Genomic DNA, 13,669 nt, shown 5'->3' with positions numbered 1-13,669 from the left:
TCGTGGCTGGAGCGCAGGGCAACAAGCTCGGCTCGCTGGGCAAACTGACGGAACTGCGTCAGCGCATCCTGTTTCTCATCGGTGCGCTGATCGTCTTCCGCCTGGGTTCGTTCATTCCCGTGCCGGGCGTGAATCCCGAGGCGATGACGAGCCTGGTCGAGGGGGGCGGTGGTCTGCTGAACATGGTCAACATGTTCTCGGGCGGCTCGCTGTCCCGCTTTTCGGTGTTCGCGCTGGGTGTGGTGCCTTACATCTCCGCATCGATCGTGGTGCAGATGATGGGTTCGGTGGTGCCGTCGCTGATGGCGCTCCGTAAGGAGGGCGAGTCGGGTCGTCGAAAGATGACCATGTACACGCGCTTCGGTACGGTGGGCCTGGCGGCATTCCAGGCGTTCGGCATCGCGGTGGCTCTGCAGAAGCAGGTCGCGCAGGGCGGTAACCCGGTGGTCTACATGCCGGGTGCGGGCTTCATCATGGCGTCGGTGGTCGGTCTCACGGCCGGCACGATGTTCCTTATGTGGCTGGGTGAGCAGATTACCGAGCGCGGTATCGGCAACGGTATCTCGATGCTGATCTTCGCCGGTATCGTCGCCGGCCTGCCGGCAGCGGTGGCCCATACGGCCCAGCTCGCGGCGACGGGCCAGCTGAACCCGCTGCCTCTGCTGCTCGTTCTGGTGACGGTGTTCGCCGTGACGGCATTCGTGGTGTTCATGGAGCGTGCCCAGAGGCGCATCACCGTGAACTACGCGAAGCAGGGTGGCCAGCGTCAGTTCCAGCAGCGTCAGGTCTCGCACCTGCCGTTGAAGATCAATATGGCGGGCGTCATTCCGCCGATCTTCGCGACCAGCCTGCTGCTCTTTCCCGCGACGGCCGCGACCTGGTTCGGTTCCGCCAGTCAGTCCCGCTGGTTGCAGTGGCTGACCACGGCACTGAGCCCGGGTGAGCCGATCCACGACATCGTGTTCGCGGTGCTGGTGATCGGATTCGCCTTCTTCTATACGGCGATCGTGTTCAACTCGCAAGAAACGGCCGATAACCTCAAGCGTTCGGGTGCGTTGATTCCGGGCATCCGTCCGGGTCGCTCCACGGCGGATTACATCGATGGCGTCATGACCCGGCTCACGGGTGTCGGCGCGGTCTACATCGTGTTGGTCTGCCTGGTGCCCACGTTCATGCAGAACGCCTGGCACGTCCCGTTCTATTTCGGCGGCACTTCGCTGCTGATCGTGGTGGTGGTGGTGATGGACTTCATCGCCCAGGTTCAGGCCCATCTCATGAGCCACCAGTACGAGAGTCTGCTCAAGAAGTCCAATCTCCGCCGCAGCTGAGACGCGGCGGGGGTCCAAGTAGGGTAGGCCTTGGCGCCCAGCGCCGCAGGGCTTCCCGTTTAGGTTAAATCAGGTTAGAATTGCGCGTTTACCGCGCACGAAGCACATCGGAGACAGTACATCATGGCGCGCATCGCGGGTGTCAATTTGCCGGTCCAGAAGCATGTCTGGGTTGGTCTGCAGAGCATTTATGGAATCGGCCGTTCGCGGGCGAAGAAGGTCTGTGTCGACGCTGGCGTGGTTCCCACCACCCAGATCAAGTCGCTGAGCGAGGGCGAAGTCGAGAAGATTCGTGCCGAGATCGCCAAGTACACCGTCGAGGGCGATCTTCGCCGCGAGATCGGTATGGCGGTGAAGCGCCTGATGGACCTCGGTTGCTATCGTGGCCTGCGTCATCGTCGCGGCCTGCCGGTGCGCGGCCAGCGCACGCGTACCAACGCCCGTACCCGCAAGGGTCCGCGTCGTCCGATCAAGAAGTAACGGATACCGAACATGGCTAAGCCGGTTAAAACCAAGAAGAAGATCAAGCGCGTTGTCACGGATGCCGTGGCCCACGTGCAGGCTTCTTTCAACAACACCATCGTCACGATCACCGATCGCCAGGGCAATGCCTTGTCGTGGGCGACGGCGGGTGGCGCGGGTTTCCGCGGTTCCCGTAAGTCGACCCCGTTCGCTGCCCAGGTTGCCGCCGAGAAGGCTGGCCGCGCTGCCGGCGACTACGGTGTGAAGACCGTGGAAGTTCGCATCAAGGGCCCCGGCCCGGGCCGCGAGTCGGCCGTGCGTTCTCTGAATGCGTTGGGCTACAAAGTGCTCAACATTATCGACGTCACGCCGATTCCGCATAACGGCTGCCGTCCCCCCAAGAAGCGTCGCGTCTAAGGAGCATAACCATGGCCCGTTATCGTGGAGCTACCTGCAAGCTGGCGCGTCGTGAAGGTGCCGACCTCGGTCTGAAGAGCCCGGCTCGCGCGCTTGATTCCAAGTGCAAGCTCGAAAACAAGCCCGGTCAGCATGGCGCCAACAAGCGCGCCCGTCTGTCCGACTACGCCGTGCAGCTGCGTGAGAAGCAGAAGGTCAAGCGCATTTACGGCGTGCTTGAGCGTCAGTTCAGCAACTACTACACCAAGGCTTCGACCCAGAAGGGCAACACGGGTGAAAACCTGCTTCGCCTGCTGGAAAGCCGTCTCGACAATGTCGTCTATCGCATGGGTTTCGCGGTCACCCGCGCCCAGGCCCGTCAGCTCGTGGCTCACAAGTCCGTGACGGTGAACGGCAAGAAGGTCAACGTTCCGTCGTACCACGTCCGTCCGGGCGACGAAGTGTCCCTGACCGAGAAGGCGCGTACCCAGCTGCGTGTACAGGAAGCTGCGACCATCTACGACACCATGGACCTCCGTCCGTCGTGGGTCGAAGTCGACAGCAAGAAGTTCGCGGGCACGTTCAAGGCCGTTCCGGATCGTGGTGATCTGCCGGCCGATATCAATGAAGCCCTGATTGTCGAGCTTTACTCGAAGTAATCCACCGGAGCCTTGCATGGCAGTATCGTCTACTAGTGTGCTGCGGCCTCGTGGCCTCAGCGTCGAGCAGCTTGGAGCGAACCGCGCGAAGGTGGTGGTCGAGCCGCTCGAGCGTGGCTTCGGTCACACCCTGGGCAACGCGCTGCGTCGCGTGCTGCTCTCTTCGATTCCGGGTAGCGCGATCGTCGAAGTCGAAATCGACGGCGTGCTGCACGAGTACACCACCCTTGAGGGTCTGCAGGAAGACGTCATCGAAGTCCTGCTCAACCTCAAGGACGTCGCCATTCGTCAGCATAGCGGTGATGAAGTCACCCTTACGCTGTCCAAGAAGGGTAAGGGTGTGGTCACCGCCGGCGACATCGCGGTCGATCACTCCGTCGAAATCGTCAATCCCGAGCATGTGATCTGCCACCTCACCAAGGATGTGGCCCTGAACATGCGTTTGAAGGTGCGTCGCGGCGTCGGCTACCAGCCGGCCAGCGCGCGCCAGCATCCGGACGATGAAACCCGTCCGATCGGTCGTCTGCAGCTCGACGCGTCGTTTGCGCCGGTTCTGCGCGTGGCTTACGAAGTGGACGCGGCTCGTGTCGAGCAGCGCACCAACCTCGACAAGCTCGTGCTGGATATCGAAACGAACGGCACGATCGGTGCGGAAGACGCCGTGCGCAAGGCGGCGGAAATCATCAACGACCAGCTGTCGGTGTTCGGTGATTTCTCGCGTCGCGAGAGCGATTCCACCAAGGCGGAAAAGGGCGGTTTCGACCCGCTCCTGCTGCGTCCGATCGACGATCTCGAGTTGACCGTCCGTTCGGCCAACTGCCTGAAGGCGGAGAGCATCTACTACATCGGCGATCTGGTTCAGAAGACCGAAGTCGAACTGCTCAAGACGCCGAACCTTGGCAAGAAGTCGCTGACGGAAATCAAGGATGTGCTGGGTGGGCGGGGTCTTGCCCTCGGCATGAAGCTCGAAAACTGGCCGCCGCCGGGTCTGTCCCACGGCATGCAGTTGGGCTGATGTATGACGGGGCGATCGGTTTTCGATCGCCCCGATCCTTTGCGAGGCCAGCGGATGCATCGTGCATTTCCGCTGGAGATTCAAAGCGGTCCACAGAGGCCGTGCTCTTATAACGAGGCGTTTTGACAGCCTCGAATAGCGGGTAACCGCGGGAAGTCGCTCATCCTGACCGGCTTTTCATAACAACAGACTAGAGAGAGTCATCGCCATGCGCCACCAGAAATCCGGTCGCAAGCTCAACCGTACGAGCAGCCACCGCGAAGCCATGTTCAAGAACATGGCGTCGTCGCTGATCAAGCACGAGCTGATTCGCACCACCCTTCCCAAGGCCAAGGAACTCCGTCGCGTCGCCGAGCCGCTGATTACGCTCGCGAAGAACGATGGTGTTGCCAATCGCCGTCTCGCGTTCTCCCGCCTGCGCGACAAGCAGGCGGTGGGCAAGCTCTTCGTCGAGCTGGGTCCCCGTTACCGCGAGCGTCCCGGCGGCTACCTGCGTATTCTCAAGTGCGGCTTCCGTCCGGGCGACAACGCTCCGATGGCCTACGTCGAGCTCGTGGATCGTCCGGAGAAGACCGAAGCCGTCGACGCCGAGTAAGCGTTAGCGGTTCGAGTGAGATCCCACCCTGGCAGGGCAACCTGCCGGGGTTTTTCTTTTGGCGCGCGCTGGCGAGGCGATACATCCGTTCCGGGCGTGACCATCGGTCGGTTGACGTGGTCCCGACTTAAACAGGGTTCGCTTACGTTCGTCGGTCATGGCCGCGCCATCGATGAGTGCGAGGTGGCCACAGTCACGATCATCCGCTCCTGTCGCCGCGTGTCGTCCTTGGGCCAGGTACCCGTGGCGATACAACAAATTTCGTTGCAATTCATCGACATGGTTGCAGACGAAACTTCGAGACACGCTGGCAAGTAAGTGCACAAAGCGTTAACGTGGGTGTCCCGCAACGCAACAAGCGCCCCATGAATCCTCGCACCTGGTCGTTTCGCACACGCTATCTCGCCGGTTTCCTCGTTTGCGTGGCTCTGATGGGTTTTGCGCTCTATGCGCAATACGTCATGCACCTGGATCCGTGCCCGCTGTGCATCTTCCAGCGTATCGCGGTGTGCACGATGGGGCTTTTCTTTCTCGTCGGCGGGCTCCACGGTCCACGCAAGGCGGGCACGCGTGCGGTCTACGCCGTATTGGTCACGTTGGGCGGGCTGTGGGGTGTCGTCACCGCCGGCCGTCATCTATGGCTGCAGAGCCTGCCCGCCGACCAGGTTCCCGCCTGCGGTCCCGGGTTGGGCTACCTGTTCGACGCCTTTCCCTTCATGAAAATGCTCAAGCTCGCCTTCACCGGTTCGGGTGAGTGCGCCAGGATCGAGCCGATCCTCGGTCTTCCCATGCCCGCGTGGACGTTGCTCTGGTTCGTTGCCCTCATCGCATCGGCCCTGCTGGGCGTCCGCCGTACCGTTCGTTGATTTCCCCCGCGCCACGAGCGCATTCACTCAGGCACCGCCGTCATGCAGCACAACCTCAAAACCGTAGCCTCCCCGTCCCTCGACTGGGCGCCGGGTACGTGGCGGTCGAGGACCGCCCTTCAACAGCCGATGTATGAGGACGCCGCCGAACTCGCCGACGCGCTCGCGCAACTGGGCGAGTTACCGCCGTTGGTCACGTCCTGGGAGATCCTCAAGCTCAAGCAGTCCATTGCCGACGCCCAGGCCGGCGAGCGTTTCCTGCTCCAGGGCGGCGACTGTGCCGAAAGCTTCGCCGACTGCACCAGTCCCATCATTTCCAATCGGCTGAAGGTGCTGCTGCAGATGAGCCTGGTGCTCGTGCACGGCCTGAAGAAGCCGGTGCTTCGCGTGGGCCGGTTTGCCGGCCAGTATGCCAAGCCCCGTTCGGCCGACGCGGAGACGCGTGACGGCGTGACGTTGCCCGCGTTCCGTGGCGATCTGGTCAACAGCCCCGAATTCACCCCCGAGGCGCGTCGCGCCGATCCGCGTCGCCTGATCAAGGCGCACGCGCGTTCGGCGATGACCATGAACTTCGTTCGTGCGCTCATCGACGGCGGTTTCGCCGACCTGCACCATCCCGAATACTGGGATCTGGCCTGGGTGGATCATTCGCCGCTGGCGGCCGAGTACAAGCGCATGGTGGCCAGCATCGGCGACTCGCTTCGCTTCATGGAGACGCTGGGTGGCGAATCCATCTCGTATTCGCGCGTGGACTTCTACACGTCGCACGAGGCCCTGCTGCTGCACTACGAGGAAGCACTGACCCGCCAGGTGCCCCGCCAGGACGGCTGGTTCAACCTGTCGACGCATTTCCCGTGGATCGGGATGCGCACCGCCGCGCTCGATGGTGCCCACACGGAATATTTCCGCGGCATCCGCAACCCCATCGCGGTGAAGGTCGGCCCGACGGTCGAGCCGGACGACCTGCTGCGCCTCATCGACGTGCTCAACCCGAACGAAGAGCCCGGCCGCCTCACGCTGATCCATCGCATGGGCAACGACAAGATCGGCACGCGCTTGCAGCCGCTGCTGGAGGCGGTGAAGCGCGAAGGTCGCCGCGTGTTGTGGGTGGCCGATCCGATGCACGGCAATACCGAGAGCACCAGCAACGGGTACAAGACGCGCCGGTTCGCGAACATCTCCGGCGAGCTCGATCAGGCGTTCGACATCCACGCGGCCGTGGGTACGCGCCTGGGCGGCGTGCACCTGGAGCTGACCGGCGAGAACGTCACCGAGTGCCTGGGCGGCGCGCGCGGGTTGGTGGAACAGGATCTCGACCGGGCGTACAAGTCGATGGTCGATCCGCGCCTGAACTACGAGCAGTCGCTGGAACTGGCGATGTTGATCACGCGCAAGTCGAACGGCATGGGTTGATTCGGGCGTTCGCTTCGCGGGATTCGCGATAGGATCGGCTCCCACCCCTTCGGTAGGCAGATACGCATCCCGCCTGCCGAAGGGGGGAGCCGATCGCATCGGCGAACGGAACTAGCCGTGACGCGACAGGGCCCACGCGACATGCTCGCGCACCAGGGCCGACACATGATCGGCACGGGCGCGAAGCGCATCCACGACCTCGGTCGAGGTCGGCGCATTGCCCAGCCCCACGGCAAGGTTGCGCAACCAGCCTTCGTATCCGGTACGCCGAATGGCCATGCCCTCGGTACGTGAGAGGAATTCGTCCTCGCTCCAGGCGAACAACTCGACGAGCTTCGGCCCGTCGAGGCTGTGCCGCGGTGCGAAATCGGGTTCGGTCGCATCCTGCGCGAACTTGTTCCAGGGGCAGATCAACTGGCAGTCGTCGCAGCCGAACACCCGGTTGCCCATCGGCGCGCGCAGTTCTTCGGGAATGCTGCCCTTGAGCTCGATGGTGAGATAGGAAATGCACTTGCGCGCATCCAGGCGGTAGGGCGCGACGATCGCCTGGGTCGGGCAGATGTCGATGCAGCGCCGGCAGCTACCGCAATGCGCGCTGGCCGGCTCGTCCACCGGCAGGGGCAGGTCGGTGTACAGCTCACCAAGGAAGAAATACGAGCCCGCGCGTTTATTGATGACGACGGTGTGCTTGCCGATCCAGCCGAGGCCCGCGTTCCGGGCCAGGGCCTTTTCCAGCACGGGAGCGGAATCGACGTACGCGCGGTAAGAAAAATCGCCGATGCGATCGGTGATGCGGGCAGCCAGCTTCTGTAAGCGATGGCGCATCAGTTTGTGATAGTCGCGTCCCAGCGCGTAGCGGGCGATATAGGCTTTCTCGCTGTCGTGGATCACGTTCCAGGCGTTGGCCGTGCCGGGGGGAATGTAGTCCATGCGGACGGATACCACGCGCAGCGTGCCCGGTTCGAGCTCCGCCGGACGACTCCGCCGCGTGCCATGGCGGGCCATGTAGTCCATCTCGCCGTGGTGGCCGTCGGCCAGCCAGCGTTCGAGATACGCCTCATCGTCGCCCAGCTCGGTGCCGGCGATGCCGACGTCGGCGAAGCCGAGCTCGCGCGCCCAGCGCTTGATGTCCAGGGCGAGTGCGGCGTAGTCGATGTCGGTGGGGGCGGGCATGCGTCCATTTTACCGGTGACTCCTATAATCGTCCGATGACCGCGCCCTCCATCGACATCGCCCTCTTCACATCCGAACAGGCCCGCGCCATCGACCGGCGGGCCATGGATGAAGCCGGCATCCCCGGTTTCGAACTCATGACCCGCGCCGCGGCGGCGGCATTCGCCATGCTGCGCCGTCGCTGGCCGGACGCCGCGCGTCTGCGGATCGTCTGCGGCAATGGCAACAACGGTGGCGACGGCTATCTCGTCGGACGCGACGCGCTGGCGGCGGGCCTTGCGGTGCAGTTGTTCGCGCTGGGCGCGCCGCACGCCGGGAGCGATGCGGAGCGAGCTTGCCGCGCCTTCGAGATGCAGGGCGGTCGGGTTCTGCCGTGGGGAGACGTCGCGGACGCCGCCGACGTCGTCGTCGATGCGATCTTCGGCACCGGCCTCAATCGCGCGCCGGAGGGGGAGGCGAAGGCGGCCATCGAGGCGATCGATGCGGCCGGCCTCCCGGTACTGGCCCTGGACGTGCCTTCCGGCTTGTCCGCCGACACCGGCGCCGCCCCCGGCGCGGTCGTGCGCGCCACGGCGACCGCCACCTTCATCGTCCACAAACGTGGCCTGCATACGCATCAGGCCGAGCTGGCCGGCGACATCGAACTGTTCGACCTCGGTGTGCCCGCCGGGATGCGCGAGCCGCCCGATGCGCTGCTGCTCCAGCCGTCTTCCTTGCCGCGGCGCCCGCGCGATTCGCATAAGGGCGCCAACGGCCACGTGCTGGTGATCGGTGGCGACCACGGCATGGGCGGCGCCTCCCGCATGGCCGCCGAGGCCGCGCTACGGACCGGCGCGGGCTTGGTCAGCGTCGCCACCCGTGAGGACAACGTGCCGGCGATGAACGCCGCGCGTCCAGAACTGATGGCGCACGGGGTCAATGGGCCGCAGGCGCTCGCTCCCATGATCGATAAGGCCTCCGTGCTCGCCATCGGGCCGGGTCTGGGCCAGGGCGCCTGGGGCCACGCCTTGTGGACCACGGCCCTCGATGCCGACCTGCCGACGGTACTCGATGCCGACGGCCTCAACCTGTTGCATGCCGAGCCGCGTCGTCTTCCGGCGAGCTTGGTCATCACGCCACATCCCGGTGAAGCCGGCCGGCTTCTCGGCGCATCGACGAAGGACGTGCAGGCCGATCGCTTCGCCGCGGCCCGTGCACTGAGCCGGCGCTTCGCCGCCACCGTGGTGCTCAAGGGCAACGGCAGTCTCATCGCCGCGCCCGACGGGCGGATTTCCGTCTGCCCCTGGGGCAATCCGGGCATGGCCAGTGGCGGCATGGGCGACACGCTGACCGGCATCGTCGCCGGCCTGCTCGCGCAGGGGTGCGACACCTATGAGGCGGCCTGCCTCGGCGTAGGGCTGCATGCTCGCGCGGCGGATGTCGCGGCGCGAGGCGGTGAACGCGGACTCCTCGCGGGCGACCTGCTCGATCCGCTGCGTCGATTGGTCAATGGGCTGGAGAGCTGAACGCATGGAACATCACCTCGCCGACGAAGCCGCCACCGTCGCGTTCGGCCAGCGTCTTGCCGCCGCCTTGCCCGGTGGGCTCGTGGCCTACCTGCATGGCGACCTCGGCGCCGGCAAAACGACCTTCGCCCGCGCCTTCCTGAAGGCCCTCGGCGTCGGCGAACGGGTGAAGAGCCCTACCTACAGCCTCGTCGAAGGCTACGACATCGGCTCGCGCCGTGCCTTCCACCTCGACCTCTATCGCATCGCCGACCCTGGTGAACTGGAATGGCTCGGGCTGGACAGCCTGGCCGAGCCGGGGGCGATCGTGCTGGTGGAGTGGCCCGAACGTGGGGTCGGGGCGTTGCCACCCGTCGATCTCGAGCTTCGCTTCCGGCACGAGGCGCAAGGCCGGGTGGTGGCGATGGAGCCCCGATCCGACGTGGGGCGGCGCCTCGTGGCGGCCCTCGGCTGACCCCTGTCGTGTTTCATTGCCGATTTTCGTCATCGGTTGCCACACATTCCTGTACGGTCGTTGACGAAGTATTTGCAGGTCATGGATTAGAAAGGGAAAAAATCTTGCAATCCTATGGCGCATGCAGTTCAATCCGGCCGTATGAGGGGAATCACTAACAAACTCGGCCTCCTCGCGTGCGTGACCGCCGTCGCGATGCTGGCCCCTGCCGCCGCGTCGGCGGCCGACGTGAAGGCCGCCCGTGTCTGGGCCGGCCCTGAATACACCCGCGTGGTGTTCGACCTGTCCGGACCGGCCACCTACAAGATGTCCCAGGGTGACGTGCCCGGCACCATCGTGCTCGACATTGCGGGCAGTGCGGTGGCCGGCGACTTCGCGGCGCCGAGCGGGCAGGGCCTGTTCAAGTCGATGTCCGCCGCCAGGCAGGGCGGCGTGGCACGCATGACCGCGCGCGTCGACGCCCAGGCCAAGCCGAAGAGCTTCCTTCTGAAGCCCGCGGGCGACTACGGCTATCGCCTGGTGCTCGATCTGTATCCCGGCGGCCAGGCCGATCCGGGAGACAACACGCCGTCTGACGACGACGCGCCGGCCGTCGCCGCCGCACCGGCCGCCCGCTCCAGATCGGCCGCTGCCGCGCCGACACGGGGCAAACCGCTGCCGGCCGCCCTCACGGGCGAGCGAAAGGTGATCGTGGCGATCGATGCCGGGCACGGCGGCGAGGATCCGGGTGCGCGAGGCGCGACGGGCCTGCGCGAGAAGGATGTCACCCTCCAGGTGGCCCGTGAGCTGGCCGACCAGATCAACCGCCAGCCGGGCATGCAGGCGTTCCTGACCCGTACCGGCGACTACTTCATTCCGCTCAAGCGCCGCTACCAGATCGCCCGCGAGCACAACGCGGACATGTTCGTCTCGATCCACGCCGACGCCTTCAAGAATAGCGACGCCAAGGGTTCGTCGGTGTGGGTGCTGTCGCCGCGTGGCAAGACGTCCGAGGCCGCCCGCTGGCTGGCCGATCGCGAGAACCGGGCCGACCTCGTCGGCGGCGTGTCGCTGGACGACAAGGACGATTCGCTGGCCGCCGTCCTGCTCGACCTGCAGCAGGGCTACGCCATGCAGGCCAGCGAATCCATCGCCGGCAACGTGCTCAAGGCACTGGGCCGTCTGGGTCCGACGCACCGCGGCTACGTCGAGCGTGCGAACTTCGTGGTGCTGCGTTCACCCGACGTGCCCTCCATCCTGGTGGAGACGGCGTTCATCACCAATCCCAGCGAGGAGACCCGCCTGCGCAACCCGGCGCATCGGCAGGAACTGGCCTCGGCCGTGCTGGGTGGCGTGCGCAACTACTTCGAATCCATGCCGCCGCCGGGTACGTGGTTCGCCGCGCAGGCTGCGCGGCGCAATGGTACGTCCTTGGCGAGCGTCACGTCGCCGGCCCCCGCCGCGCCCATCGTCGCCGACGCCGGCGCCGTCGCGTCCACCGCGGTGAAGGCGGTGACGAAGAAGACCGTGGCCAAGGCCGATACGCCGACGCGCAGGGGCCGGGCCGACGAGGACGTGCGTGACCTGCATCGGGTGAGTCGCGGCGAGACGCTGACCGGCATCGCCCAGCAGTACGGGGTGTCGGTGGGCGCGTTGAAGATGGCCAACAAGATGACGGACAACAATGTCCGCATCGGGTCGGTAATGGTCATTCCGTCCGGTTGACATCCATCCGGCCATACAACGGGCTCGGTAGGCGCCGATTCATCGGCGAAAAGCCGACGGAGCGATGACGCCGTAGCGCCAATCGCCGATGAATCGGCTCCTGCCAGGCAAAAGCAGGGGCCGGGAAGCGGTCGGTGGCCCCATCGGCTATCCTTTCGACCTTGCAAGTCCGTAAGGTCCCGCCCTCATGCCCATCCGTGTCCTGCCACCCGAGCTGATCAACCAGATCGCGGCCGGCGAAGTGATCGAGCGTCCCGCCTCGGTGGTGAAGGAGCTCGTCGAGAACAGCATCGACGCCGGGGCGCGTCGCATCGAGGTGGACATCGAGCAGGGCGGTACCCGGCTCATTCGCGTGCGCGACGACGGCGGCGGGATACCGCGCGACGAACTCCCGCTCGCGGTGGCATCGCACGCCACCAGCAAGATCGGCAGTTTCGACGATCTCGAGCGCGTGGCAAGCATGGGGTTTCGGGGCGAGGCACTGGCCTCGGTGTCGTCGGTGGCGCGTTTCTCGCTGACGTCGCGGCATGTCGGCGAGGATGCCGCCTGGCGCATCGAGGTCGACGGCGGTCGCCTGCAGGAGGCACGCCCCGCGCAGCATCCGCAGGGCACCACCATCGAGGTGCGCGACCTCTTCTACAACGTGCCCGCGCGACGCAAGTTCCTCCGTGCCGAGCGCACGGAATTCGCCCATATCGACGACCTGCTCAAGTCGCTCGCGCTGGCGCGCGAGGGCGTGGACATCCGCCTTACCCATAACGGCAAACCGGTGCGGTTGCTCAAGCCGGCGCGCGACGAGAATGCCGCGCTGGCCCGCGTGGCCGAAGTGCTCGGGCCGGAATTCCCCGGCCAGGCGCTGCGCGTGGAACACGAGGCGGCGGGATTGAGCCTGTCCGGCTGGGTGGGCATGCCCACCGCCTCGCGTGCGCAGGCCGATCAGCAGTACTTCTACGTCAACGGTCGCCTGGTGCGCGATCGCATCGTGGCGCATGCGGTGCGCCAGGCGTATTCCGACGTGCTGTTCCACGGCCGGCATCCGGTGTTCGTGCTGTTCCTCCGGCTCGATCCCGCCGGCGTCGACGTGAACGTGCATCCGGCCAAGAGCGAAGTGCGGTTTCGCGAGCAACGGCTCATCCACGACTTCCTCTTCCGCACGCTGCACGAAGCCCTCGCGCAGACGCGTGCCGGCGTGGCGGTCGCGCCGGGCGAAGAGGTGTCCGTGCCGGCGGCGGCATCCGCGACGGGCATGCCGTCGCGCCAGTCCGCGCCGCAGGCGATGCCCGCATGGCCGTCGTTCGCCAGCCAGCCGCGCCTGAGCCTCGGCGTGCGCGACGAACCGCTGGCCGACTACGCCACGCTGTTCGGCGGCGCCTCTTCGGCAGCGGCCGCGCCGAGGCCCCTGCCGGTGCCGTTGAACGAGACGGACGGCGACGTGCCGCCGCTCGGCTACGCGATCGCGCAGCTCAAGAGCATCTACGTGCTCGCCGAGAACGAGCATGGCCTCGTGCTGGTCGACATGCACGCCGCGCACGAGCGCATCACCTACGAAAAACTCAAGAACGGGCGCGTGACCGCCAACCTGCGCTCGCAGATGCTGCTGGTCCCGTTGACCGTGGCGGTGAGCGCGAAAGAAGCCGCGGCGGCGGAAGAGCATGCCGATGCACTGGCCGAGTGGGGGCTCGAGTTGTCGCGTAGCGGCCCGTCCGGCGTGGTGGTGCGACGCATTCCGTCGTTGCTCGAAGGAGCCGACGTGGCGCAGCTCACGCGCGACGTGCTGGGCGAGCTGGCGCAGCACGGCAGTTCGCGACGGCTGGAAGAACTCGAGAACGAACTGCTCTCGACGATGGCCTGCCATGGCTCCGTGCGCGCGGGGCGCCGCCTCGGCATCCCCGAGATGAACGCGTTGCTGCGCGAGATGGAGGCCACCGAGCGCTCGGGGCAGTGCAACCATGGACGGCCGACCTGGGTGCAGCTGTCGCTGGGTGAGCTGGATAAGCTGTTCCTGCGCGGGCGTTGATGCTTCACCCGACTTGGGCCCGCTTCGCGGGATCGCCGATGAATCGGCTCCTACGCATTCTTCGCATGACGGACTGGGATTT

13 protein-coding genes are annotated in these 13,669 nt (G+C 65.7%); 12 read left to right on the top strand and 1 reads right to left on the bottom strand.

Annotated elements, in window-relative coordinates; all coding sequences use genetic code 11:
- Positions 1-2: 2 nt before the first annotated feature.
- The 8 genes from secY (at position 3) to JNG39_RS16105 (ending at position 6,734) form a co-directional block, all read left to right on the top strand.
- A complete protein-coding gene (secY, locus tag JNG39_RS16140) occupies positions 3-1,328 on the top strand; it encodes a preprotein translocase subunit SecY (protein WP_247369572.1) in 1,326 nt (441 codons plus the stop codon).
- A 123-nt stretch (positions 1,329-1,451) separates the two neighbouring features.
- Positions 1,452-1,808, top strand: a complete 357-nt coding sequence (gene rpsM, locus JNG39_RS16135; RefSeq protein ID WP_144916975.1) for a 30S ribosomal protein S13 — start codon at positions 1,452-1,454, stop codon at positions 1,806-1,808.
- 12 nt (positions 1,809-1,820) lie between these two features.
- The gene (gene rpsK / locus JNG39_RS16130; protein ID WP_007513384.1) at positions 1,821-2,207 is read left to right on the top strand and encodes a 30S ribosomal protein S11; all 387 of its coding nucleotides are present in this window, start codon (positions 1,821-1,823) and stop codon (positions 2,205-2,207) included.
- An 11-nt stretch (positions 2,208-2,218) separates the two neighbouring features.
- A complete protein-coding gene (gene rpsD, locus JNG39_RS16125; RefSeq protein WP_029213873.1) occupies positions 2,219-2,845 on the top strand; it encodes a 30S ribosomal protein S4 in 627 nt (208 codons plus the stop codon).
- A 16-nt stretch (positions 2,846-2,861) separates the two neighbouring features.
- Entirely contained in the window at positions 2,862-3,860 is a 999-nt protein-coding gene (gene rpoA / locus JNG39_RS16120) for a DNA-directed RNA polymerase subunit alpha (protein WP_046967234.1), read from the top strand.
- Between the two features lie 208 nt (positions 3,861-4,068).
- Complete coding sequence (gene rplQ / locus JNG39_RS16115) at positions 4,069-4,455, top strand: 50S ribosomal protein L17 (protein ID WP_144916976.1); 387 nt, start codon at positions 4,069-4,071, stop codon at positions 4,453-4,455.
- Between the two features lie 365 nt (positions 4,456-4,820).
- Positions 4,821-5,321, top strand: coding sequence for a disulfide bond formation protein B (locus JNG39_RS16110; protein ID WP_368312928.1), 501 nt, complete (start codon positions 4,821-4,823; stop codon positions 5,319-5,321).
- A gap of 42 nt (positions 5,322-5,363) precedes the next feature.
- Positions 5,364-6,734 carry a class II 3-deoxy-7-phosphoheptulonate synthase gene (locus tag JNG39_RS16105; protein WP_368312926.1) on the top strand — a complete coding sequence of 457 codons (1,371 nt, stop codon included), beginning with the start codon at positions 5,364-5,366 and terminating at the stop codon, positions 6,732-6,734.
- Between the two features lie 111 nt (positions 6,735-6,845).
- Here JNG39_RS16105 and queG read toward each other — a convergent pair whose 3' ends face one another.
- Entirely contained in the window at positions 6,846-7,907 is a 1,062-nt protein-coding gene (queG, locus tag JNG39_RS16100; RefSeq protein WP_368312924.1) for a tRNA epoxyqueuosine(34) reductase QueG, read from the bottom strand.
- 35 nt (positions 7,908-7,942) lie between these two features.
- Here queG and JNG39_RS16095 point away from each other — a divergent pair, with 35 nt between their 5' ends.
- The 4 genes from JNG39_RS16095 (at position 7,943) to mutL (ending at position 13,587) form a co-directional block, all read left to right on the top strand.
- Positions 7,943-9,412 (top strand): NAD(P)H-hydrate dehydratase, encoded by a 1,470-nt coding sequence (locus tag JNG39_RS16095; RefSeq protein WP_368312923.1) that lies wholly within the window; start codon positions 7,943-7,945, stop codon positions 9,410-9,412.
- 4 nt (positions 9,413-9,416) lie between these two features.
- On the top strand, positions 9,417-9,866 hold the full coding sequence (gene tsaE / locus JNG39_RS16090) for a tRNA (adenosine(37)-N6)-threonylcarbamoyltransferase complex ATPase subunit type 1 TsaE (protein WP_368312921.1): 450 nt from the start codon (positions 9,417-9,419) through the stop codon (positions 9,864-9,866).
- A 141-nt stretch (positions 9,867-10,007) separates the two neighbouring features.
- Complete coding sequence (locus JNG39_RS16085) at positions 10,008-11,570, top strand: N-acetylmuramoyl-L-alanine amidase (protein ID WP_368312919.1); 1,563 nt, start codon at positions 10,008-10,010, stop codon at positions 11,568-11,570.
- Between the two features lie 187 nt (positions 11,571-11,757).
- On the top strand, positions 11,758-13,587 hold the full coding sequence (mutL, locus tag JNG39_RS16080; RefSeq protein WP_368312918.1) for a DNA mismatch repair endonuclease MutL: 1,830 nt from the start codon (positions 11,758-11,760) through the stop codon (positions 13,585-13,587).
- Positions 13,588-13,669: the final 82 nt, after the last annotated feature.

Source organism: Luteibacter sp. CQ10 (assembly GCF_040900725.1).
In the GTDB taxonomy this organism is placed as follows: Bacteria; Pseudomonadota; Gammaproteobacteria; order Xanthomonadales; family Rhodanobacteraceae; genus Luteibacter.
This window is presented reverse-complemented; position numbering and strand designations above follow the sequence as displayed.

Excerpts from the sequence above, each read along its gene's own strand:
- rpsM (WP_144916975.1), top strand. The coding sequence starts at position 1,452 with ATGGCGCGCATCGCGGGTGTCAATTTGCCGGTCCAGAAGCATGTCTGG.
- rpsK (WP_007513384.1), top strand. The coding sequence starts at position 1,821 with ATGGCTAAGCCGGTTAAAACCAAGAAGAAGATCAAGCGCGTTGTCACG.
- rpsD (WP_029213873.1), top strand. The coding sequence starts at position 2,219 with ATGGCCCGTTATCGTGGAGCTACCTGCAAGCTGGCGCGTCGTGAAGGT.
- rpoA (WP_046967234.1), top strand. The coding sequence starts at position 2,862 with ATGGCAGTATCGTCTACTAGTGTGCTGCGGCCTCGTGGCCTCAGCGTC.
- rplQ (WP_144916976.1), top strand. The coding sequence starts at position 4,069 with ATGCGCCACCAGAAATCCGGTCGCAAGCTCAACCGTACGAGCAGCCAC.
- JNG39_RS16110 (WP_368312928.1), top strand. The coding sequence starts at position 4,821 with ATGAATCCTCGCACCTGGTCGTTTCGCACACGCTATCTCGCCGGTTTC.
- JNG39_RS16105 (WP_368312926.1), top strand. The coding sequence starts at position 5,364 with ATGCAGCACAACCTCAAAACCGTAGCCTCCCCGTCCCTCGACTGGGCG.
- queG (WP_368312924.1), bottom strand. The coding sequence starts at position 7,907 with ATGCCCGCCCCCACCGACATCGACTACGCCGCACTCGCCCTGGACATC.
- JNG39_RS16095 (WP_368312923.1), top strand. The coding sequence starts at position 7,943 with ATGACCGCGCCCTCCATCGACATCGCCCTCTTCACATCCGAACAGGCC.
- tsaE (WP_368312921.1), top strand. The coding sequence starts at position 9,417 with ATGGAACATCACCTCGCCGACGAAGCCGCCACCGTCGCGTTCGGCCAG.
- JNG39_RS16085 (WP_368312919.1), top strand. The coding sequence starts at position 10,008 with ATGAGGGGAATCACTAACAAACTCGGCCTCCTCGCGTGCGTGACCGCC.
- mutL (WP_368312918.1), top strand. The coding sequence starts at position 11,758 with ATGCCCATCCGTGTCCTGCCACCCGAGCTGATCAACCAGATCGCGGCC.